This is a genomic window from Streptomyces qaidamensis (assembly GCF_001611795.1).
Classification (GTDB): domain Bacteria; phylum Actinomycetota; class Actinomycetes; order Streptomycetales; family Streptomycetaceae; genus Streptomyces; species Streptomyces qaidamensis.
This window is the reverse complement of record NZ_CP015098.1, coordinates 4,221,615-4,240,092: the sequence shown is the minus strand read 5'-3', so window position 1 is coordinate 4,240,092 and position 18,478 is coordinate 4,221,615. Positions and strand designations below refer to the sequence as shown.

The 18,478-nt window shown below is 70.7% G+C and carries 25 protein-coding genes; 16 read left to right on the top strand and 9 right to left on the bottom strand.

What is annotated here, in order from left to right; genetic code table 11:
- Positions 1-21: 21 nt before the first annotated feature.
- On the bottom strand, positions 22-804 hold the full coding sequence (locus A4E84_RS18655; protein WP_237304952.1) for a hypothetical protein: 783 nt from the start codon (positions 802-804) through the stop codon (positions 22-24).
- Positions 805-1,178: 374 nt separating this feature from the next.
- Here A4E84_RS18655 and A4E84_RS18650 point away from each other — a divergent pair, with 374 nt between their 5' ends.
- Both A4E84_RS18650 and A4E84_RS18645 read left to right on the top strand, forming a co-directional pair.
- Complete coding sequence (locus tag A4E84_RS18650) at positions 1,179-1,550, top strand: DUF5753 domain-containing protein (RefSeq protein ID WP_220451707.1); 372 nt, start codon at positions 1,179-1,181, stop codon at positions 1,548-1,550.
- Positions 1,547-1,744, top strand: coding sequence for a DUF397 domain-containing protein (locus tag A4E84_RS18645; RefSeq protein WP_062927677.1), 198 nt, complete (start codon positions 1,547-1,549; stop codon positions 1,742-1,744). The genes A4E84_RS18650 and A4E84_RS18645 overlap by 4 nt, the downstream gene beginning before the upstream one ends.
- On the opposite strand, the gene A4E84_RS18640 is transcribed toward A4E84_RS18645, so the two are convergent.
- The 6 genes from A4E84_RS18640 to A4E84_RS18615 form a co-directional block, all read right to left on the bottom strand.
- Complete coding sequence (locus A4E84_RS18640) at positions 1,734-3,212, bottom strand: sensor histidine kinase (protein WP_062927676.1); 1,479 nt, start codon at positions 3,210-3,212, stop codon at positions 1,734-1,736. The two genes, A4E84_RS18645 and A4E84_RS18640, sit on opposite strands and share 11 nt — an antisense overlap.
- Positions 3,209-3,946: a response regulator transcription factor gene (locus tag A4E84_RS18635; protein WP_062927675.1), complete on the bottom strand. Its 738-nt coding sequence runs from the start codon at positions 3,944-3,946 to the stop codon at positions 3,209-3,211. The genes A4E84_RS18640 and A4E84_RS18635 overlap by 4 nt, the downstream gene beginning before the upstream one ends.
- Positions 3,947-4,024: 78 nt before the next feature.
- Positions 4,025-4,210: a hypothetical protein gene (locus A4E84_RS18630; RefSeq protein WP_062927674.1), complete on the bottom strand. Its 186-nt coding sequence runs from the start codon at positions 4,208-4,210 to the stop codon at positions 4,025-4,027.
- A gap of 31 nt (positions 4,211-4,241) precedes the next feature.
- Positions 4,242-5,267, bottom strand: a complete 1,026-nt coding sequence (locus A4E84_RS18625) for a S1C family serine protease (RefSeq protein WP_062927673.1) — start codon at positions 5,265-5,267, stop codon at positions 4,242-4,244.
- A gap of 189 nt (positions 5,268-5,456) precedes the next feature.
- Positions 5,457-6,479: a LacI family DNA-binding transcriptional regulator gene (locus tag A4E84_RS18620; RefSeq protein ID WP_062927672.1), complete on the bottom strand. Its 1,023-nt coding sequence runs from the start codon at positions 6,477-6,479 to the stop codon at positions 5,457-5,459.
- Between the two features lie 127 nt (positions 6,480-6,606).
- Positions 6,607-7,395, bottom strand: a complete 789-nt coding sequence (locus A4E84_RS18615) for a winged helix-turn-helix transcriptional regulator (RefSeq protein WP_062927671.1) — start codon at positions 7,393-7,395, stop codon at positions 6,607-6,609.
- A gap of 172 nt (positions 7,396-7,567) precedes the next feature.
- Between A4E84_RS18615 and A4E84_RS18610 the strand changes: the two genes are divergently transcribed.
- From A4E84_RS18610 to A4E84_RS18575, 9 genes are all read left to right on the top strand, one after another.
- Positions 7,568-8,419 (top strand): alpha/beta hydrolase family protein, encoded by an 852-nt coding sequence (locus A4E84_RS18610; RefSeq protein ID WP_174569437.1) that lies wholly within the window; start codon positions 7,568-7,570, stop codon positions 8,417-8,419.
- 38 nt (positions 8,420-8,457) lie between these two features.
- Entirely contained in the window at positions 8,458-8,712 is a 255-nt protein-coding gene (locus tag A4E84_RS18605) for a MoaD/ThiS family protein (RefSeq protein WP_059418772.1), read from the top strand.
- A gap of 2 nt (positions 8,713-8,714) precedes the next feature.
- Positions 8,715-9,785, top strand: a complete 1,071-nt coding sequence (locus A4E84_RS18600) for a hypothetical protein (protein WP_062927669.1) — start codon at positions 8,715-8,717, stop codon at positions 9,783-9,785.
- A gap of 141 nt (positions 9,786-9,926) precedes the next feature.
- Positions 9,927-10,664: an LmeA family phospholipid-binding protein gene (locus A4E84_RS18595; protein WP_062927668.1), complete on the top strand. Its 738-nt coding sequence runs from the start codon at positions 9,927-9,929 to the stop codon at positions 10,662-10,664.
- A 202-nt stretch (positions 10,665-10,866) separates the two neighbouring features.
- A complete protein-coding gene (locus A4E84_RS45775; protein WP_350310325.1) occupies positions 10,867-10,947 on the top strand; it encodes a putative leader peptide in 81 nt (26 codons plus the stop codon).
- A 137-nt stretch (positions 10,948-11,084) separates the two neighbouring features.
- Entirely contained in the window at positions 11,085-11,930 is an 846-nt protein-coding gene (locus A4E84_RS18590; RefSeq protein ID WP_062927667.1) for a sulfurtransferase, read from the top strand.
- A gap of 39 nt (positions 11,931-11,969) precedes the next feature.
- Complete coding sequence (locus tag A4E84_RS18585; RefSeq protein ID WP_003991226.1) at positions 11,970-12,257, top strand: DUF1416 domain-containing protein; 288 nt, start codon at positions 11,970-11,972, stop codon at positions 12,255-12,257.
- 86 nt (positions 12,258-12,343) lie between these two features.
- Positions 12,344-12,601 (top strand): DUF3099 domain-containing protein, encoded by a 258-nt coding sequence (locus tag A4E84_RS18580; protein ID WP_062927666.1) that lies wholly within the window; start codon positions 12,344-12,346, stop codon positions 12,599-12,601.
- Between the two features lie 22 nt (positions 12,602-12,623).
- Positions 12,624-13,001 carry a VOC family protein gene (locus tag A4E84_RS18575; protein ID WP_062927665.1) on the top strand — a complete coding sequence of 126 codons (378 nt, stop codon included), beginning with the start codon at positions 12,624-12,626 and terminating at the stop codon, positions 12,999-13,001.
- 27 nt (positions 13,002-13,028) lie between these two features.
- On the opposite strand, the gene A4E84_RS18570 is transcribed toward A4E84_RS18575, so the two are convergent.
- Positions 13,029-13,391, bottom strand: a complete 363-nt coding sequence (locus A4E84_RS18570) for a DsrE family protein (RefSeq protein WP_062927664.1) — start codon at positions 13,389-13,391, stop codon at positions 13,029-13,031.
- A gap of 204 nt (positions 13,392-13,595) precedes the next feature.
- Between A4E84_RS18570 and A4E84_RS18565 the strand changes: the two genes are divergently transcribed.
- From A4E84_RS18565 to ygfZ, 3 genes are read left to right on the top strand one after another with little or no spacing between them, the layout of a single operon-like run.
- Entirely contained in the window at positions 13,596-14,171 is a 576-nt protein-coding gene (locus A4E84_RS18565; RefSeq protein ID WP_062927663.1) for a heme-binding beta-barrel domain-containing protein, read from the top strand.
- A 16-nt stretch (positions 14,172-14,187) separates the two neighbouring features.
- Entirely contained in the window at positions 14,188-14,625 is a 438-nt protein-coding gene (locus tag A4E84_RS18560) for a Fur family transcriptional regulator (RefSeq protein ID WP_030849015.1), read from the top strand.
- Between the two features lie 10 nt (positions 14,626-14,635).
- Positions 14,636-15,601: a CAF17-like 4Fe-4S cluster assembly/insertion protein YgfZ gene (ygfZ, locus tag A4E84_RS18555; RefSeq protein ID WP_062927662.1), complete on the top strand. Its 966-nt coding sequence runs from the start codon at positions 14,636-14,638 to the stop codon at positions 15,599-15,601.
- Positions 15,602-15,620: 19 nt separating this feature from the next.
- On the opposite strand, the gene dtd is transcribed toward ygfZ, so the two are convergent.
- A complete protein-coding gene (gene dtd / locus A4E84_RS18550) occupies positions 15,621-16,046 on the bottom strand; it encodes a D-aminoacyl-tRNA deacylase (RefSeq protein ID WP_062927661.1) in 426 nt (141 codons plus the stop codon).
- A gap of 211 nt (positions 16,047-16,257) precedes the next feature.
- On the opposite strand from dtd, the gene A4E84_RS18545 reads away from it, so the two are divergent.
- Both A4E84_RS18545 and A4E84_RS18540 read left to right on the top strand, forming a co-directional pair.
- Positions 16,258-16,890 (top strand): RsiG family protein, encoded by a 633-nt coding sequence (locus A4E84_RS18545; protein ID WP_062927660.1) that lies wholly within the window; start codon positions 16,258-16,260, stop codon positions 16,888-16,890.
- Positions 16,891-16,978: 88 nt separating this feature from the next.
- Positions 16,979-18,232, top strand: coding sequence for a GNAT family N-acetyltransferase (locus A4E84_RS18540; RefSeq protein WP_062931510.1), 1,254 nt, complete (start codon positions 16,979-16,981; stop codon positions 18,230-18,232).
- The last annotated feature ends 246 nt before the right edge of the window (positions 18,233-18,478 follow it).

Sequence of the window (18,478 nt, the reverse complement as noted above, 5' to 3'; positions counted from 1 at the left end):
AAGGTTGCCGGGCCGGCCGGCTTACTCGGTACAGGAGTTGGGGTCGAGCTTCTCCTCGACCTTGTCCTCACGGCCGTCGGGCTGACCGTTGGGCAGGATCTTGTCGGAGATGCCGTCGATGTAGTACCCGTGCGAGTAGATGGTCTGGTACCCGCGGTCACGCCAGCTGTGCACGGTCCGGTCCCCGTCGCCCTTGTTCCACTGGTAGTCCTCCACGTGGAAGACGGGGTTCACGCGCACCACGCGCTGGTACGGCGTCCAGGTCACGGCGACCTGACGGCACGGCGGAATGGTCTTCTCGCTCCGGGTCTCGAACCTGGACTCCTTCTCCCAGCCCCACTCGTACCCGGCGCTGCCGCCCACGGTGCCGGAGAAGATGCTCTTGGCGAGGGAGAGGCTGATGGAGCCGCCGACGCTCTTCTTCGCGAACGTCTTGGTGCTGTAGCTGCTGACGAAGGTCTCCTTGTCGTCGGCGGAGCCCTTGTTCCCGATCCACCGGGACGTGCGGACGGTGTCGCCCTTGATCGACCAGGTCGAGGCCTCGGCGTACCCGCACCAGCCGCGGAACAGCTCCCACGGCCCGGCGGGCTTCCACAGCCCGAAGACGTCCCGCAGGTATTCGTCCTGGGTCTTGAACTCACCGGTGTCGACGTTCAGGGCGCCGTACACGCCCGTCAGGCTCGTCTCCTGGCTGCAGAGCCGCTCGATCATCCGGTCGGTGTCCCCGGGGTCGACACCCCGGATGTTGGTCGCCCCGGCGGGCCCGGCCGAGGCGGTCCCCGCGCCGGCCAGCAGACCGGTCACGGCGAGGGCGGTGGCTGCGGCAACTGCGCCGCATTTCCTGAGAGTTGAGACGCGAATGAGACGCATGTGGGGGCTCACTCCTGCTTGCGGATGTGTGACGGCGACGAAGATGTCAGAACAGGAGCAGGAGTTCGCGCTACTGACGGGTATGACAGGACATCGACAGCTGGACGGGTGGCATGTCCCTCTTTATCGGGTGTCGCCCCTGCGGCTGACGGCGATCCGCAACACGTCGCCCAGGGACTCCACGGCCCGCGTCAACGCGAAACGCACCGCCCGTTCACCGGCCTTGGGGTCGTGCAGTACGGCTCTGGCGCCGGCGAGCACGGCCTCGGCGGACGCGAGCTGAGCGGCCTCGACTGCTGCTGAGCAAGATGCCGGTACCCAGTGTTCGTTTCATCATCGACGAGCTGGCGTTACGCCGCCCTGCGGCCGACGGGGCGACCTGGGCCGGTCAGTTGCAGCACATCGGGTCCGTCGCACAGTGGCCCAACGTCGTCGTGCAAGTGCTGCCGTTTTCCGTGGGTGTCCACGAACTGATGGGCAAGGGGTCGTTGACCCTGCTCTGGCAGGAGGACGGAAGCGCCGTGGCCTACACGGAGGGGGACAGCGGCGGTCTGCTGATGGACAGTCCGGACGACGTCATGCGTCACCGCTTGTCCTACGATCGGCTTCGGGACCGGGCGCTGTCACCGTCGGACTCCCTGACGTTCATCAAGGACGTACTGGAGGAGCTCAGATCATGAAGCGGACCCCTGACCTCAGCACCGTCGTCTGGCGCAAGTCCAGCTACAGCGACGGCGGAGACAACAACTGCCTCGAGATTGCCGCCGACTGCCCCGGCACAGCTCCGGTCCGCGACAGCAAGCACCTCGACGGCCCCACACTCGTGTTCGGCGCCAGCCCCTGGGCATCGTTCCTCACCTACGTCACGAAGTAGGAGGATCCTCCGGCGGTGGAACAGCCGCCCCCGGCAGTCGTACCGTCGCCACCGTGCCGCCGCCCTCCGCCCGGGAGAGGGACACCTCGCCCCCCGCCTGCTGAACCGTCCGCGCCACGATCGACAGGCCCAGGCCCGAGCCAGGCAGGGCCCGTGCCCCCGGGGAGCGCCAGAAGCGGTCGAAGACGTAGGGGAGTTCGTCGGCGTCGATGCCCGGGCCGTGGTCGCGGACCGTGAGGACGCCCTCGGACAGGCGGACCTCGATCAGGCCGCCCTCCGGGCTGAACTTCACCGCGTTGTCCAGGATGTTGACCACCGCCCGTTCCAGGGCGGAGGGTTCCGCGCGGACGAACCAGGGCTCCACGTCCGCCGTGATCGTCAGTTCCGGTCCACGCAGCCGCGCTCGCCGCAGCGCCGACTCGACCGTGTCCTGCCAGGCGACGATTTGCGTCCGGCCCGAGTGCTGGCCCGTGTCCGGGCGGGACAGCTCCTGGAGGTCGCCGATGAGTGCGGCCAGCTCCGTCATCTGCGCCTTCACCGACGCGAGCAGTGCCTTGCGGTCGGCCTCGGGGATGGGGCGGCCGGTTTCCTCGCTGCGGGTGAGGAGTTCGATGTTGGTACGGAGGGACGTGAGCGGCGTACGGAGTTCATGGCCGGCGTCCGCGATCAGTTGCTGCTGGAGGTCGCGGGAGCTGGCCAGGGCCGAGGTCATGGCGTTGAAGGAACGGGACAGCCGGGCGATCTCGTCCTCGCTGTCGTCCTCCACGGGGATGCGGATGTTCAGGTCCTCCGTGCGAGCCACGTGCTCGACGGCGTCCGTCAGCTTGTCCACGGGGCGCAGCCCGGCTCGGGCGACGGCCAGGCCGGCGGCTCCGGCGCCGAGCACTCCCACGCCGGAGACCAGCAGGAGGATCAGCGCCAGTTCGTTGAGCGTGGACTGCGTCCCCTTCAGCGGCAGGGCGATGACGAGGGAGTAGTCGGCTGCGACGCCCGGGGGCAGGTCATCGTCGTACTTGATGGGGACCGCCGTCGTCAGGACGCGCAGCTTGTTGCCGTGGTCGTCCGTGCCGTCGCGGATGCGGCCCTGGTTCGGGTCGGGGTCCCTGGCCACGGCCTTGTCGTCGTCGGTGACGCGCACCCGGGTCGTGGAGGTAGGGAAGAGACACAGCTTGCCGTCGACGTGGACCAGCTGCCCGTAGGTCTTGGGCCGTGACCCCATGCCCAGCGAGTCGGAAGGCGTCTGACGGCATTCGCCGGTGAGCGCCTGGAACTCGCCCGGGCGCAAGGGGCCGACCGATGACTTCAGGTCGTTGTCGATCTCGTCGTACAACTTCCCCTGCACGATGAACCAGCACGTCACCGACACCGCCGCCACCGCGAACGCCACCGCCGCGGCCACCAGCAGGGCCAGTCGGGAGCGGATCGGCAGGGAGCGGAAACGCCGTACGACGTGCGTCCGGGAACTCACTCCGCGCCGCCCTGCCGCAGCACGTAACCGACCCCCCGGACCGTGTGCACGAGGCGCGGCTCCCCGCCCGCCTCGGTCTTGCGCCGCAGGTACATCACGTACACGTCGAGGGAGTTCGACGACGGCTCGAAGTCGAAGCCCCAGACGGCCTTGAGGATCTGCTCCCGGGTGAGGACCTGGCGCGGGTGCGCCATGAACATCTCCAGGAGGGTGAACTCCGTACGGGTCAGCTCCACCTGGCGCCCGCCCCGGGTGACCTCCCGCGTCGAGAGGTCCATGCGCAGGTCGGCGAAGGTGAGCGCGTCCTCGTCGGCCGGGCCGGCCGCGCCCACGGCCGCCGCGTAGGTGCTGCGGCGCAGCAGCGCGCGGATGCGGGCGAAGAGTTCGTCGAGTTCGAACGGCTTGACCAGGTAGTCGTCGGCACCCGCGTCGAGACCGGTGACCCGGTCGCCGACCGTGTCGCGGGCCGTGAGCATCAAAATCGGCGTGGTGTCGCCGGTGGCGCGGATACGGCGCGCCGCCGTCAGACCGTCCATGCGCGGCATCTGGATGTCGAGGACGACCAGGTCGGGCCGGTAGGCCGCCGCCTTGTCCAGCGCGTCCGCGCCGTCGACGGCGACCTCGGTCCCGTACCCCTCGAAGGCGAGGCTGCGCTGGAGCGCTTCGCGTACGGCCGGCTCGTCGTCGACGATCAGGATGCGCTGCGGGTCACGGTCGCCGTCTGCGGGGCTCATGGGTCGGGGGTCCTCGGGTGTGAAGGGGGACGGGGGTGCTCTGACGGTCTCAGCGTCGCACGTCGGCGGGCGGTGCCGTCAGGAGCGTCGGCTCCCTACCGCGCGGCGTCGGGCCGGCGCGGCCCGGCCGCCGCGCCGGCGGGCCTTGGGCGGCACCTCCGGTGCCCGGCCGGCGGGCGCGTGCAGGGCGTACGCCACCGCCAGGGCCGGCCCCACCGCCGCCGGGTCCCCGCCCGGCTCCGTGCGCACCGTCTGCTGGATCATCGCCGTACTCCTCACTGTCAGGTGCTCGGACTCAGTCGGTCGAACCCGCCCGCAGCTTCGCCAGGTCGGCCTTGACGGTGTCGATCGGGATGGCGAAGCCCAGGCCGACGCTGCCCGCGTCGGAGGACGAGGAGGCCTGGCTCGTCGGCGAGTACATCGCGGAGTTGATCCCGATGATGTTGCCGTTCATGTCGATCAGCGCGCCGCCGGAGTTGCCCGGGTTGAGGGACGCGTCGGTCTGGAGCGCCTTGTACGTGGTCGTGTCGGACCCGGTGTCGCCGTTGAACTGGCGCCCGCCGAACTCGAACGGCCACTGGTCGCCCTGCCCCTGGCCCTGCCCCCACTGCTGCTGGCCCTGGCCCTGGCCCTGGCCCTGCTCGGTCGGGACGGTGACGTCACGGTCGAGGGCCGAGATGATGCCGCTGGTGACGGTGCCGGACAGCCCTTCGGGGGAGCCGATCGCCACGACCTGGTCGCCGACCTGGATCCCGGCCGAGTCGCCGAGCGTGGCCGCCTTCAGGCCGGAGGCGTTCTCCAGCTTGATCAGCGCCAGGTCCTTCTTGCTGTCGGTGCCGACGACCTTGGCGGTGTACGACTTGCCGTCGCTGGTGGTCGCCTTGATCTGCGAGGCGCCGGAGACGACGTGGTTGTTGGTGACGATCTCGCCGTTGCTCGTGATGATGACGCCGGAGCCGGTGGAGGACCCGGCGTTGGAGTCGGCGCTGATCTCGACGATGCTCGGGCTGACCGCCTTCGCGACCCCGGCGACCGTGCCCTTCTGGCTGGAGGGGACCACGTTGGTGCTGGTGGAGCTGGAGGCGACGGTGTCGTTGCCGGTCAGTTCCTGGATGCCGTAGGCGGTGCCGCCGCCTATCGCCGCCGCGACGATCGCCACGGCGGCGATCAGGGCGAACGGGCCACGGGCGCGCTTCTTCTGATGCGGAGCATGTGCCGGGGCGTACGCCGGCGGGGGCGGCCACTCGGGGTTCACCGGGGCCTGCTGCTGACCCTCGTAAGGGTTCTCGTACTCGCCACTGCGGTGGAAGCTCTCGGTCATGGCACCGAGCCTGTCGCCCGACCATGAGAGCTTCCTGAGTGCTTGCTGAGAAGCCCGACAGAACCTCGTATGCCCGATATAAAGAGGCTCCCCGCCCAGCCGCCAGGCTCCCCGCCCAGCCGCCAGGCTCCCCGCCCAGCCGCCGGAGGCTACTCCCAACCGCCGGAGGCTACTCCCAGCCGCCGGAGGCTACGCGCAGCCGCAGGAGTGCCGGGTCACCAGTCGCGACGGGAACACCTTCAGCCGCTCCCGCCGGGCCCCCGCGACCCGCAGCCCGTCGTCGAGGACGAGGTCGACGGCCGCCCGGGCCATCGCCGGACGGTCGGAGGCGACCGTCGTCAGGGGCGGGTCGGTGAGCGCCGCCTCTTTGATGTCGTCGAAGCCGGCCACCGCCAGCTCTCCGGGGACGTCGATCCGCAGCTCGCGCGCCGCGCGCAGCAGGCCGATCGCCTGGTCGTCGGTGGAGCAGAAGATCGCCGGCGGGCGCTCGGGGCCGGAGAGGATCTTCAGGGCGGCCTGGTAGGCGTCGTAGCGGTTGTAGAGGGCCTCGAAGAGGCGGCCCTCGGTGGAGATCCCGGCGTCGTCCATCGCGCGGCGCCAGCCCTCGACGTGGTCGGAGACCGGGTCGCCGACCGCGGGCGTCTCGGCTATGCCGCCCATACAGGCGACGTACGGGTAGCCGTGCTCCAGCAGGTGCCGGACGGCGAGCTCGGCGCCGCCCAGGTCGTCCGTGGTGACGGCGACGTCGTCGATGGCCTCGGGGCGTTCGTGCAGCAGCACCACCCGGGCGTCCCAGGCCTCGATCTCGGCGGCGGCCAGGTCGTTGAGCGCGTGGCTGACGAGGATCAGGCCGGAGACCCGCATGCCGAGGAAGGCCCGCAGGTAGTGGACCTCGCGCTCGCCCACGTAGTCCGTGTTGCCGACGAGCACCATCTTTCCGCGCTCGGAGGCAGCCTGCTCGACCGCGTGCGCCATCTCCCCGAAGAAGGGCTGGCGGGCGTCCGGGATGATCAGGCCTATGAGGTCCGTGCGCCGGGACGCCATCGCCTGGGCGACCCGGTCGGGCCGGTACCCCAGTTCCTTGATCGCGGCGAGGACACGCTCGCGCGTGGCCGGGGCGACCGGCCGGGGTCCGTTGTTGATGACATAGCTGACCACGGCAGTGGAAGTCCCTGCCAGCCGCGCCACATCATCCCGAGTCACCTTGGCCACGCGCGGAGTCTACGCGGATATACCGGCTGTGGGCAGGGCGTAAAGGAGGTTCTGTACGATATCCCGACCGCCGTCCGGGGCACCCTGCGCGGGAAGCAATGCCCAGGTCGGCGCCGGAGTACGCCTCTCACGCCTTGGCGCGGGCCTCAGCGGCGTCCAGGGCGGGCGACTCGTCCATCTTGTCCGCCTTTGTCTGGGTCGCCTTTGCCTTCGCCTCCTCGGCAGCCCGCTCCATCTTCTCCGGCTTCTCCGGCGTAACGAATCGATAACCGACGTTCCGGACGGTGCCGATCAGCGACTCGTGCTCGGGGCCCAGCTTGGCGCGCAGCCGCCGTACGTGCACGTCGACCGTGCGCGTACCGCCGAAGTAGTCGTAGCCCCAGACCTCCTGGAGCAGCTGGGCGCGCGTGAAGACCCGGCCGGGGTGCTGCGCGAGGTACTTCAGGAGTTCGAACTCCTTGAAGGTGAGGTCGAGGACGCGGCCCTTGAGCTTGGCCGAGTACGTCGCCTCGTCGACCGACAGGTCGCCGTTGCGGATCTCCATGGGGGAGTCGTCGCTGACGATCTGCTGGCGGCCCATGGCCAGACGCAGGCGCGCCTCGACCTCCGCGGGTCCGGCGGTGTCGAGCAGGACGTCGTCGATGCCCCAGTCGGCGGTGACGGCGGCGAGACCGCCCTCGGTGACGACGAGGACGAGCGGGCAGCCCGGCCCGGTCGAGCGCAGCAGCTGACAGAGGCTGCGGACCTGCGGCAGATCACGCCGGCCGTCGACGAGGATGACGTCGGCGCCGGGGGTGTCGACGAGGGCGGGGCCCTCCGCCGGGGCCACACGCACGTTGTGCAGGAGCAGGCCGAGGGCGGGGAGCACCTCCGTCGACGGCTGGAGGGCGTTGGTCAGGAGCAGCAGAGAACTCATACGTCTGGTTCCTCCTCGGTCCCTGCGAGGACGTTTGTTGGCACAGCACCGCTCTGCGATCCCGAAGGCCCCGTACACCTGCGGTTTCCCGCGTCGTATACAACGCTTCCGAAAGCACAAAAGGACCCGGGGGCTACGCTGCCCGAGTCCTCTGCCCAGCAGAATAGCCCACATGAGCTCTGGTCCGGCAGGTCATGTGGCACGTTCCACCGATCGTCCGCATTCCGAGACGGGAGGTGGAAAGCCCGTGCGGATGTCCACGCGGGCGTTTCTGCGCACGTCCGACGGGGTTGCGATCGACGCCGTGTACGAGCCGGGAGCGGCTGTGTACGACACATCCGGGACCCTTTCCGCTCACCCCGTGTTCGTCGTCGCCCACGGGTTCACCGGGGCGGTGGACCGCCCGCACGTGCGTCGGATCGCCGCGGCGTTCACCCGGTACGGGGGCGTGGTCACCTTCTCCTTCCGCGGGCACGGGAGGTCCGGCGGGCACTCCACGGTCGGCGACCGGGAGGTGCTCGACCTGACGGAGGCGGTGGCCTGGGCGCGGAGCCACGGGCACGCGCGGGTGGTGACCGTGGGCTTCTCCATGGGCGGCTCGGTGGTGCTCCGGCACGCGGCGCTGCACCCGCGGCAGACCGACGCGGTGGTGTCGGTCAGCTCACCGGCCCGCTGGTACTACCGGGGCACCGCGCCCATGCGGCGGCTGCACTGGCTGGTGACCCGGCCCGAGGGGCGGGTCGTGGGCCGGTACGGATTCCGTACCCGCATCCATCACCGGGACTGGAACCCGGTGCCCCTCTCCCCGGTGGAGGCGGTGCGGAGGATGGCCCCGACCCCCCTCCTGATCGTGCACGGCGACGCCGACGGCTACTTCCCCGTCGATCACCCCCGGATGCTGGCCGCGGCCGCCGGTGACCAGGGCGAACTGTGGCTGGAGCCGGGCATGGGGCATGCCGAGCACGCGGCGGGCGACGGACTGCTGGCCCGGATCGGGGAGTGGGGCGTCGGCCGGGCGGGCTAGCCTGACGGGGTCGACCGCCGAATTCATTGAGGAAGCAGATGCCAAAGGTCACGGTGCGCTACTGGGCCGCCGCCAAGGCCGCGGCCGGGGTGGCCGAGGAGCCGTACGAGGCGGCCACGCTCGCCGAGGCGCTCGCCGGGGTGCGCGAGCGGCACCCCGGCGAACTGGAGCGCGTCCTGCGCCGGTGCTCGTTCCTCGTGGACGGCGACCCCGTGGGCACCCGCGGACATGAGACGGTACGGCTGGCCGACGGCGGCACGGTCGAGGTGCTCCCGCCGTTCGCAGGAGGATGACGATGAACGACCAGCCGAACCGGCCCCACCAGCCGTACGACCCCTACGGACAGCAGCCGCAGGCGCCGCAGGCGTGGCCCGGGCAGGGGTACCAGGGGTATGACGAGAACCCGCAGGCCGCGCAGCAGTATACGCAGCAGTGGCAGGGGCAGACCTGGGAGACGCAGAACCACCAGCCGGTGCCGTCCGCGCAGGCGCAGGCGCCGGATCCGGAGACGGCGATCCTGACCCCCCAGTCGCCGCCGCAGCGACCTGCGGCCCCGGCCGGAGCCGACGCCTCCGCTCCCGGCTACGGCCCCGCCACCGTCGGCGGGAACGCCCGCCTCACCGACGCCCAGCGGGCCCGGGCGGAGGGGCGGTCCCCGGTCATCGAGCCCGGCATGCAGCCGGCCGCGCTGACGGCGCTGCTCGGGCTGCTGCTGGCCGGTGCGGCGGCGGTCGGGACGTACGCGCTGCTCGTGCCGCTGGTGGTCCTCCAAGCCGTCACCGCGGCGGGCTGGTTCCGGCTGAACGGCATGTGGCCGGCCCGGCAGGGCATCGCGCTGGGCTTCGCGGGCGCGCTGGCCGCGGACGCGGCGCTGCTGGCATCGGGCCGCTCCCCGTCGGCGATCCTCGGCACGCTCGGCGTGTGGGTGCTGCTCGCGCTGGTCCTGCAACTGCGGTCGCACGCCGATCCCGACGAGCGGATGTACGGCCTGATGGCGACGGTCGCCGCCTCGGCGCTGGCGATCGTGGCCGGCGGGTACCTCGCGGCCGCCGCGGACGCGGTGACGGTGGGCGCGGTGGCCGTGGCGGTGGCCGCCCTGGCCCGCGCGCTGCCGCTGCCGACCCCGGCATCGGTGGTGGTGTCCCTCCTCGCCGCGGCGGGCGCGGGCATCGCGGCCGGGAAGGTCACGGACCTCGGCACCTCCGGTGCCCTCCTCGGTGCGGGCGTCGCCGCCTGCGCCCTGATCGGCCACCGGGTCGCGAGCTACGACTACCCGTCCCGCTTCGTCCACTTCACGGCGGGCGTGGCCCTGCCGCTGGCCGCCGCGGCCCCGGCGGTGTACGTCCTGGGCAGGGCGCTGGCGTAGCGCCCGCACGGAGCCCCCGTCCTGTCACAGATGATCAACAATCCTCCGGTTCCCCTTCCCCGGAGGGTTACTCTCGCGCCAGGGACGGCCACCCGGTCGTCAGGGACCGCCGTCTAACCGACTGGGTGGGGGACACACCGCATGCGCGCACTGCGAATACTGCTGATCTTCGTCGTGATCCTGGGCGGGCTCTTCGTGATCGCCGACCGCGTCGCGGTCAACTTCGCCGAGGGCGAGGCCGCCGACCGGCTGAGGACGACCGAGAACCTGGCCGCGACGCCCGACGTGTCGATCAAGGGCTTCCCGTTCCTCACCCAGGTCGCCGGCGGCTCCCTGGACGACATCGAGGTCGGCATCAAGGACTACGAGGCCACCGCGGGCAACGGCGGCCAGAAGATCCGCATCGACGACCTCCAGGCCGATATGAAGGGCGTCGAGTTCTCCGGCGACTACAGCTCCGCCACCGCCACCAGCGCCACCGGCACCGCGACCATCACCTACGACGAGCTGCTGAAGACGGCGAAGTCCGAGCCCACCCAGGTCGCCCCGGGCGTCACCGCCAACGTCGTCGGCCTCTCCGACGGCGGCAACGGCAAGATCAAGGTCACCGTCGAGGCCACGGTCCTCGGCACCAAGCTCCCCGAGCCGGTCTCCGTGCTCAGCTCGGTGAAGGTGGACGACGGCACCGTCCGCGTGCACGCCGACGGCCTGCCCAAGTTCGGCGGTGTCGACATCGCCGAGGACCGCGTCCGGGCGATCACCGACTTCCAGCAGAAGATCGACGGCCTGCCCGGCGGCATCAAGCTGGACACCGTCCAGGCCGCCCCGAACGGCGTCGAGATCACGGTGAAGGGTTCCGACGTCCGCCTGGCCGGGTAGGGAGGGCGCGAGGTGGCGGACCAGGGGTGTCCGGTGGGCGAGACGGTGACGTCCGCAGCTCAGATGTGACAGCCGATACATCGGGTCACGGCCCGTGCCCCGAGGCCACGCACACCCCTCCGGTCCCACATCGCGGATCATCGCGTCTCAGTATGCGACACACCGGTGACATGCCCGCCTGACCGTCCCTACGATCGACGCTATGAAGCGACAGGCGGACCTCACGAAGCGGCGGGCAGTAGACCTGTGCCGCGTCGCCGCCATGCTCTGTCGCACCTTCTGAGCGATCGCGTCGGCAGTCGCGCCGGCGCGCGCATCCCCGCAGCCCCGCATCACGGGCACTCGTGCGCCGCCCTGCCTCAAGGGCGCGCTCTGCAGACCTCGCACGCCCCGCCGTAACTGCCCCGGAGGAGAAGAAGCATGAGCCGCAACGACGTCCTGGTCGACGCCGACTGGCTCCAGGAGCACCTGGACGACCCGACCATCGCCATCGTCGAGGTGGACGAGGACACGTCCGCCTACGAGAAGAACCACATCAAGAACGCCATCCGGATCGACTGGACCCAGGACCTCCAGGACCCGGTCCGCCGTGACTTCGTCGACCAGGCCGGCTTCGAGAAGCTCCTGTCCGACAAGGGCATCGGCAACGACCACACCGTGGTCCTCTACGGCGGCAACAACAACTGGTTCGCCTCGTACGCCTACTGGTACTTCAAGCTGTACGGCCACGAGAGCGTCAAGCTCCTCGACGGCGGCCGCAAGAAGTGGGAGCTCGACGCCCGCGAGCTGGTCGCCGGCGACGAGGTGCCCGAGCGTCCGAAGACGGACTACAAGGCCAAGGCCCAGGACACCTCCATCCGCGCCTTCCGCGACGACGTCGTGGCCGCCATCGGTTCGCAGAACCTCGTCGACGTGCGCTCGCCCGACGAGTTCTCCGGCAAGCTGCTCGCCCCGGCCCACCTGCCGCAGGAGCAGTCCCAGCGCCCCGGTCACGTCCCGTCCGCCCGCAACATCCCGTGGTCCAAGAACGCCAACGACGACGGCACCTTCAAGTCGGACGACGAGCTCAAGGAGCTCTACGCCGAGGAGAGCGTCGACCTGGCCAAGGACACCATCGCCTACTGCCGCATCGGTGAGCGCTCCGCGCTGACCTGGTTCGTGCTGCACGAGCTCCTCGGCGTGGAGAACGTCAAGAACTACGACGGCTCCTGGACCGAGTACGGCTCCCTCGTGGGCGTGCCGATCGAGCTCGGCGCCAACAAGTAACCCTCCCCGACCGACCTTTCCAGACTTCAGGAGTACGACATGTGCGGTGCGAAGGCCGGCGGCCCCGACGCCTCGACGATCAAGCCCGGTGAGACCACCATCCAGGGTCAGGTGACCAAGGACGGCGAGCCCGTGGTGGGCTACGTCCGTCTGCTGGACTCGACCGGCGAGTTCACGGCCGAGGTGCCGACCTCGGCGACCGGACAGTTCCGCTTCTACGCGGCCGAGGGCACCTGGACCGTCCGTGCCCTCGTGCCCGGCGCCACCGCCGACCGCACGGTCGTCGCCCAGCAGGGCGGCCTGGCGGAGGTCGCGATCGCCGTCTGACGACGACGGATCCTCGAAGGGCCGCACCCCCCGGGTTGGACGCCTGGGGTGCGGCCCTTCGGCCTGCCCGGGCCTACGCTGGACGTATGTACGCACGGCGGCGTCACACGTACTTCGCGATGATGGGCCTCTGCATCGGCCTCTTCGTGCTGGCCTGGGGTGTCGTGCGGCTGTGGTCGATCCCCGTGGCCGTGGGTATGTGTGTGGTGGCCATGGTCATCCCGCCCGTCGCGGCCATGGTCGCCAACCGGCGGGGGCCGGAGGACCGGTGGTGGGACGACCCCTCCGGCGATCCTCAGTCCGACGAGTGGTGGGACGAGCTGGACGGCAAGAAGCGCCGGTAGTGAACCGGCCGGGGGGAGGGCCATGCGCTTGGCGGCGGCGACTCTGGACGCGCCGGACGCCCGTGAGCTGGCGGACTTCTACCTGAGGCTGCTGCCCGGCTGGCGGGTGTGGCGGGGGGAGGAATGGCAGGACTGGGTGCACATCAGGCCGCCCGACGGCGGCACGGGACTGTCCTTCCAGACCGAGCCCGCGTACGTGCCGCCCGTCTGGCCGAGCGGTCCGGACCGGCAGCAGATGATGATCCACCTCGACATCGAGGTCGACGACCTGGAGCGGGAGACCGCGCGGGCCGTCGCCGAGGGCGCGCGGCTCGCCGGGTTCCAGCCGCAGGACGACGTCCGGGTGCTCCTGGACCCGGCGGGCCATCCGTTCTGCCTCTACACGGAAACGCCTCAGTAACGGAAACGCCTCAGTAACGGAAACGCCTCAGTAGACGAGTGCCTGCGTCCCGTCCGCCAGCGCCTCCTGCACGAAGACCTGCGCGCCCGCGATCCGGACACCCTTGATGACGTCCTGCTCCGTGATCTCGCGGCGGGCGGCGCACTGCGTGCACAGGGTGACGCGGCCGCCCGCGAGGAGGGAGTCCAGCAGGTCGGGCAGGGGAGCCGCGTGCGGCAGCTCGAACTCGGCGGCCCGGCCGGGCAGCGCGAACCAGGCGGACTCGCCGGTCAGCCACAGGGAGACGTCGACGCCGCTGGCCACGGCCACCGCCGCAACCGTGAACGCCTGAGAGCACCGCTCGGGGGCGTCGGCCCCCGCCGTCACCTTGATCACCAGCTTCTTCGCCATAGCCGGAATCGTAGTGCCGAAAGGGCCCGCGTAAGCTGGGCTCGGCCCTGTGCACCCATTCGCACCCCCGCTCAAGGAGCACCCCGTGGAGATCTTCTTCGAAATCCTGTTGGTCCTGGTCGCCGTCGGCGTCCTCGCCTTCGCCGGACTGACCGTGAAGAAGCTGTACCAGGGCCAGCGCTGACCCACGTCTAGGAAGTTCCCATGATCGAGATCCCGTCCGACCTCCACAAGGACCTCGTCCCGCTCGCCTTCCTGCTCGGCGACTGGGCGGGCGCCGGCGTGCACGACTTCCCCGGCTCCGAGAAGTGCAACTTCGGGCAGGAGGTCTCCTTCACCCACGACGGCCGGGACTTCCTGGAGTACCGGTCCCACAGCTGGGTGCTGGACAAGGACGGCAGCAAGGTCCGTCCCCTGGAGTCCGAGCACGGCTTCTGGCGGATCGACGCCGGCCGCAAGGTCGAGGTGACGATGACCCGCGACGACGGCGTCATCGAGATCTGGTACGGCGAGCTGGCCGACAAGAAGCCGCAGATCGACCTCGTGACGGACGCGGTGGCCCGCACGGCCGCCTCCCAGCCCTACACCGGCGGCAAGCGCCTGTACGGCTACGTCAAGAGCGACCTGATGTGGGTCGGCGAGAAGCAGACCCCCGAGGTCGAGCTGCGCCCCTACATGTCCGCCCACCTCAAGAAGGTCGTCACCCCGGAGGAGGTCGAGCGCTGGGCCAAGGCCCTGCCCGACGACATGCCGGACGACGGCATCGCTTTCTTCAAGTAGTTCTAGACTCAGGGGTGTGGTGAGCACCGACTGGAAGAGCGATCTGCGGCAGCGCGGCTACCGGCTGACCCCGCAGCGGCAACTCGTGCTCGAAGCCGTGGACACCCTGGAGCACGCGACCCCCGACGACATCCTCGTGGAAGTGAGGAAGACGGCGTCGGGGGTCAACATTTCCACCGTGTACCGGACGCTGGAGCTCCTGGAGGAGCTCGGCCTGGTCAGTCACGCGCATCTGGGGCACGGGGCGCCGACGTACCACCTCGCGGACCGGCACCACCACATCCACCTGGTCTGCCGTGACTGCCAGAACGTGATCGAGGCGGACGTCTCCGTGGCCGCCGAGTTCACGGCCAAGCTGCGGGAGACCTTCGGCTTCGACACCGACCTCAAGCACTTCGCGATCTTCGGCCGGTGCGAGGACTGCACGCTCAAGGCTTCAACTACCGAGTCGTAGGCTTACGCATATGAAGAGCCCCCTGCTGACCCTGCCCGGTGCCGTCCCCGCCGAGGGCGTGGACGAAGGCGTCGCCGCCCACTACGGCGATCTGTTCCGTGAGCAGCGTGCCCTCGCCGACGGCACCGGATTCGTGGACCTCTCGCACCGGGGGGTCGTCGCCGTCACCGGCGAGGACCGGCTGGCCTGGCTGCACCTGCTGCTCACCCAGCACGTCAGCGACCTCCCGGCGGGCCGGGCCACCGAGGCCCTGATCCTCTCCGCGAACGGCCACATCGAGCACGCGCTGTACCTCGTCGACGACGGCGGGACGGTCTGGGCCCATGTGGAGCCGGGCACCCAGGAGGCGCTGATCGCCTATCTGGAGTCGATGAAGTTCTTCTACAAGGTCGAGGTCGCCGACCGTACGGCGGACACCGCGCTCGTGCACCTCCCGGCCGGCTCCATCGCCGAGGTCCCCGAGGGCGTCGTCGTCCGGGAGACGCCGCACGGACGGGACCTGTTCCTGCCGCGCGCCGACCTGGAGGCCTACGCCGCGCAGGCCGGGCCGCCCGCCGGGATCCTCGCCTACGAGGCGCTGCGCGTGGAGCAGCACCGGCCCCGGCTCGGCTTCGAGACCGACCACCGCACCATCCCGCACGAGCTGGGCTGGATCGGCTCTGCGGTGCACCTGCAGAAGGGCTGCTACCGGGGGCAGGAGACGGTCGCCCGGGTGCAGAACCTGGGCAAGCCGCCGCGCCGGCTGGTCTTCCTCCACCTCGACGGCAGCGAGGTCCATCTCCCCGTGGCCGGGACGGAGCTCCGGCTCGCGGACGACGGCCCCGACGGCCGGAAGGTCGGCTTCATCACGACCTCCGCGCGCCACCACGAGCTCGGGCCGGTCGCCCTCGCCCTGGTGAAGCGGAACGTGGCCGTGGACGCGCGGCTGGTGGCCGGGGACACGGCCGCGGCCCAGGAAGTCGTCGTCGAGCCGTAGGACTTGTAGATCTTTCGGGTCAGATTTCGATCTGCACGGTGAAGGGGCCGTCGTTCGTCAGCGATACCCTCATCGCCGCTCCGAAACGGCCCGTGGCCACCGTCGCGCCCAGCGAGCGCAGTTGGGCGACCACCTCGTCGACCAGCGGCTCGGCCACGTCCCCGGGGGCGGCGGCGTTCCAGGTGGGGCGGCGGCCCTTGCGGGCGTCGCCGTAGAGGGTGAACTGGCTGATCACCAGGAGCGGGGCGTCGACGTCGCTGCACGACTTCTCGTCGTGCAGCATGCGGATCGACCAGAGCTTGCGGGCCAGCTGGGCCGCCTTCTCCTCGGTGTCCTCGTGGGTGACGCCGACGAGGACGCACAGCCCCTCGCCCTCGATCGCCCCCACGGTCTCGCCGTCCACGACGACGCTCGCGCCGTCCACCCTCTGCACCACAGCTCGCATACGTCCATCATGCAGGGCGGTGACATCGGCGCCGCGTGCGGTCGGCGCATGGCCCGAAAGGGTGGTTTGCGCGGGAGCCAACAGCCCCTGCACGGACGTATTTTGCTGCTATACCGCCCATCTGGGGTCTATCGGGGGCACTCGTTCCCATAGCGGCCACTTGGGGTGGCACGATGCATGCACACACCGGTCGAGGGGACGGTTGAGGCACATGAGCACATCAAGCACCGGACAGCAGCAGGCGGCTTTCCGGTCGACGTACACGGGGATCGGCGCGTCGGAGTACCACCGGCCGCCCACACAGCGCACGGACAGCCCGCGGCTGCCCTCGGACGCCTCCGAGCCAGAGCTGCCCGCGCTGAGCCTGCCCGACCTGCGCACGCTGCGCCGCGAGGCCCAGCGCGACGAGGCCGACCTCAGCTATCTGCGGCGGCTGCTCCAGGGGCGGATCGACATCCTGCGCGCCGAGGTCGCCCGGCGTACGCCGGCGGGCGTGGCCTCCCTGGCCGTGTCGGACGAGGGCTCGGTGGTGGAGCGGCTGGCGGAGATCCTGCGGGACGGCCCGGCCCGGCACCGCTCCTCGGCCCGCCACGTGACCCTGGGCACCCCGCAGGGCGAGGAGTACCGGCGGCTGGCCGCGGAGATGCTCGCCGAGGTGGAGCTGTCCGACCTGGACGCGCGCACGGACCAGGAGCTGGACATGGCGATGGGACGGCTCGAACGCCACGAGCAGCAGGTCTCCCGCCGCCGCCGGCGGCTCCAGCGCACGGCCGACGAGTGCAGCGCGGAGATCGCGCGCCGGTACCGCGAGGGGGAGGCTCAGGTCGAGGATCTGCTGGTGTGAGCCGTCCTGGAGGGCCGGGGGAGGGCCGGTGGTCGGTTATTCACGCGACACCGGCCGGCCCTCCGCCTAGCGTGAGTTCATGACCTCCATGTCCCGTTCCGACGACATCGACGTCCGTCCCATCACCGCGCCCGAGTTCACCGACTGGCTGCGTGCCGTGAACACCGGCTTCCTGCGGGTGCCCGCGCTCACCGAGGAGGAGATCGGGGCCAGGCGCGGGAAGTTCGTCGAGGGCCGCTACCTCGGAGCCTTCGACCACGGCAGGTGTGTGGCGACCTTCCGGTCCTTCGACCAGGAGCTCACGGCCGTGGGCGGGGCGAGTGTCCCGGCGGACGCGATCTCGGGCGTCACCGTCACCGCCACCCACCGCCGCCGCGGGCTGCTCAGCCGGATGATGGCGCGGGACTTGGCGGCCGCGAAGGAGCGCGGGGACGTCGTCGCGACGCTGATCGCCGCCGAGTACCCGATCTACGGCCGCTACGGCTTCGGGCCGGCGACCTGGATGGCGGAGTGGACGGTCGACGTGCCGCGCGCCGGCCTCGACGCCCGCCGGGCGGGCCCGGCGGACGGCGGGCGGATCGACCTGGTGGAGGGCGAGGACGTCCGCAAGCTCGGCCCCGAGCTGCACGAGCGGATGCGCCGTGGCCGGCCCGGCGCCATCGACCGCGACGAGACCTGGTGGAAGGTGAACACCGGCGCCCTGCTGTTCGACCCGTCGTGGAAGACGCCCTTCTTCGCCGTGTACCGCTCGGCGTCCGGCGAGGTCGAGGGCATGGCCGCGTACGACGTGGACGACAACTGGGGTGACGCCAAGCAGCCGTTGAACACGGCGACCGTGCGGTGGCTGCTCGGCGTGACACCGGCCGCGGATCGCGCGCTGTGGGAGTACCTGTGCTCCATCGACTGGATCGTGAAGGTCAAGAGCGGCTGGCGGGCGCCCGACGACCTGCTCCCGCACTTCCTGCCCGACCCGCGGGCGGCCCGGATCACCACGCTGGCGGACTGGCTGTGGGTCCGGATCCTGGACGTCGTACGGGCGCTGGAGGCGCGGACGTACGAGGGGCAGGGGACGCTGGTGCTGGAGATCGCCGGGGTGGACGGGCTGACCGGCGGGCGCTACCGGCTGGAGGCCTCACCCGAGGGAGCGTCCTGCACGCCGACCACCGAGAGCGCGGAACTCGCACTGGGACTGGGCGAGTTGGGGGCGCTGTGGCTCGGGGACGAGTCGGCGGTCCGGCTGGCGGCGCTGGGGCGGGTGAGCGAAGAACGAGCGGGCGCCGCCCGGAAGGCCGACGCCCTGCTGCGTACGTCCGGGCGGCCTTGGTGCCCGGACATGTTCTGAGCCGCTCCCTCCTGCCGGTGTGCTGGGACCCGCATCCGTAGCGAGCTGTTCAGTTGTGGTTGTCGTGCGGCCGAGCCGGCCGGGCGGGACTCCCGGCTCCCCTCCGGAAGGGAGTCCCTGGGCGGGTGGCCAACCCCTTGAAGGTCTGACCATGTTCCCCAAGTTGGTTACCAACTTCACTGTTCTTATCTCCGCCTGGAAGCGGCTCATAACCACCTTTCCTCGAACTGCCTGAAGATGGCGGGA

Excerpts from the sequence above, each read along its gene's own strand:
- A4E84_RS18650 (WP_220451707.1), top strand. The coding sequence starts at position 1,179 with ATGCCGGTACCCAGTGTTCGTTTCATCATCGACGAGCTGGCGTTACGC.
- A4E84_RS18625 (WP_062927673.1), bottom strand. The coding sequence starts at position 5,267 with ATGACCGAGAGCTTCCACCGCAGTGGCGAGTACGAGAACCCTTACGAG.
- A4E84_RS18570 (WP_062927664.1), bottom strand. The coding sequence starts at position 13,391 with ATGGCGAAGAAGCTGGTGATCAAGGTGACGGCGGGGGCCGACGCCCCC.
- dtd (WP_062927661.1), bottom strand. The coding sequence starts at position 16,046 with ATGCGAGCTGTGGTGCAGAGGGTGGACGGCGCGAGCGTCGTCGTGGAC.
- A4E84_RS18645 (WP_062927677.1), top strand. The coding sequence starts at position 1,547 with ATGAAGCGGACCCCTGACCTCAGCACCGTCGTCTGGCGCAAGTCCAGC.
- A4E84_RS18565 (WP_062927663.1), top strand. The coding sequence starts at position 13,596 with ATGATCGAGATCCCGTCCGACCTCCACAAGGACCTCGTCCCGCTCGCC.
- A4E84_RS18595 (WP_062927668.1), top strand. The coding sequence starts at position 9,927 with ATGCGCGCACTGCGAATACTGCTGATCTTCGTCGTGATCCTGGGCGGG.
- A4E84_RS18545 (WP_062927660.1), top strand. The coding sequence starts at position 16,258 with ATGAGCACATCAAGCACCGGACAGCAGCAGGCGGCTTTCCGGTCGACG.
- ygfZ (WP_062927662.1), top strand. The coding sequence starts at position 14,636 with ATGAAGAGCCCCCTGCTGACCCTGCCCGGTGCCGTCCCCGCCGAGGGC.
- A4E84_RS18540 (WP_062931510.1), top strand. The coding sequence starts at position 16,979 with ATGTCCCGTTCCGACGACATCGACGTCCGTCCCATCACCGCGCCCGAG.
- A4E84_RS45775 (WP_350310325.1), top strand. The coding sequence starts at position 10,867 with ATGAAGCGACAGGCGGACCTCACGAAGCGGCGGGCAGTAGACCTGTGC.
- A4E84_RS18585 (WP_003991226.1), top strand. The coding sequence starts at position 11,970 with ATGTGCGGTGCGAAGGCCGGCGGCCCCGACGCCTCGACGATCAAGCCC.
- A4E84_RS18615 (WP_062927671.1), bottom strand. The coding sequence starts at position 7,395 with ATGAGTTCTCTGCTGCTCCTGACCAACGCCCTCCAGCCGTCGACGGAG.
- A4E84_RS18575 (WP_062927665.1), top strand. The coding sequence starts at position 12,624 with ATGCGCTTGGCGGCGGCGACTCTGGACGCGCCGGACGCCCGTGAGCTG.
- A4E84_RS18580 (WP_062927666.1), top strand. The coding sequence starts at position 12,344 with ATGTACGCACGGCGGCGTCACACGTACTTCGCGATGATGGGCCTCTGC.
- A4E84_RS18590 (WP_062927667.1), top strand. The coding sequence starts at position 11,085 with ATGAGCCGCAACGACGTCCTGGTCGACGCCGACTGGCTCCAGGAGCAC.
- A4E84_RS18635 (WP_062927675.1), bottom strand. The coding sequence starts at position 3,946 with ATGAGCCCCGCAGACGGCGACCGTGACCCGCAGCGCATCCTGATCGTC.
- A4E84_RS18600 (WP_062927669.1), top strand. The coding sequence starts at position 8,715 with ATGAACGACCAGCCGAACCGGCCCCACCAGCCGTACGACCCCTACGGA.
- A4E84_RS18610 (WP_174569437.1), top strand. The coding sequence starts at position 7,568 with ATGAGCTCTGGTCCGGCAGGTCATGTGGCACGTTCCACCGATCGTCCG.
- A4E84_RS18605 (WP_059418772.1), top strand. The coding sequence starts at position 8,458 with ATGCCAAAGGTCACGGTGCGCTACTGGGCCGCCGCCAAGGCCGCGGCC.
- A4E84_RS18630 (WP_062927674.1), bottom strand. The coding sequence starts at position 4,210 with ATGATCCAGCAGACGGTGCGCACGGAGCCGGGCGGGGACCCGGCGGCG.